This window comes from Bacillus sp. JJ1764 (assembly GCF_036962145.1).
GTDB lineage: Bacteria > Bacillota > Bacilli > Bacillales > Cytobacillaceae > Neobacillus.
On sequence record NZ_JBALNY010000113.1, the window covers coordinates 1 to 1,085 of the forward strand.

The following is a 1,085-nucleotide window of genomic DNA, read 5'->3' on the forward strand; positions in this document are numbered from 1 at the left end:
GCTTAAAGTTGGACTAATCAAAATGGAGGAAGGACAAGGAACTGCCGTTTCCAATTTACCAAAGTTTACAGAGGGTCTATCAGGGATCAACAATGGACAGCAGCAGCTCCTAACGGGATTTCAATCGGTAGGATCCCAAATTTCCCAGCTGTCTGATGGTTTGACCAAAAGCGCAGACGGTTTGAATGAAGTTTCTAACGGCCTTGGATCTGCCCAAGATTATTTGTCGGGCGTATCCAAAGAAAAACAAACTGGCTTTTATATTCCACAGAATGTAATAGACAGTGAAGATTTTGCCAAAGTAATGGATACGTATCTATCAAAAGATCGAAAAGTGATGACGATCGATGTTATCTTTAACAAAAATCCATATTCAAATGATGCAATCGGGCAAATCCCGGAAATCAACGATGCCGTAAAACGCGCGATTAAAAATACAAAGCTTGAAAATGCAAAAATCGCTATTGGCGGTGTTTCCAGCATGCATCATGACCTGGATACAATTTCTGAGGGTGACTATTCACGCACAGTCATCCTTATGCTTGCAGGTATTAGCATTATTTTAATGATCTTGCTCCGCTCTTTGATCATGCCGATTTACTTAATTGGTTCACTAGTCCTAACCTACTATACTTCTATGTCTATCTCAGAAATGATCTTTATTAATTGGTTAGGGTATAGTGGGATCAGTTGGGCCGTCCCTTTCTTTGCCTTTGTTATTTTAGTTGCACTTGGAATTGATTACAGCATTTTCTTAATGGATCGTTTTAATGAATTCAAAGATCTCCCTGTCAATAAAGCAATTCATGAGGCAATGAAAAAAATGGGCACGGTAATTATTTCCGCAGCGGTTATACTTGGAGGTACTTTCGCAGCCATGATGCCATCTGGGGTCTTGTCATTGCTGGAAATCGCCACGATTCTATTAATTGGTCTTGCCCTTTATGCTCTGGTTGTTCTGCCATTATTTGTACCAGTAATGGTTCGGACATTTGGAGGAGCAAATTGGTGGCCATTTAAAAAATAATTCATATTCGATGCACGCTAAGTTCTCGTTTTAGCGTGCTTTTTTCATAGATTGATAT

The 1,085-nt window shown here is 39.6% G+C and carries 1 protein-coding gene; it reads left to right on the plus strand.

All coding sequences use genetic code 11. The features are described 5' to 3' along the window. The coding region (locus tag V7083_RS15965; RefSeq protein ID WP_335479584.1) for an MMPL family transporter at positions 1-1,027 on the plus strand (1,027 nt) is incomplete at its 5' end. Positions 1,028-1,085 lie beyond the last annotated feature (58 nt).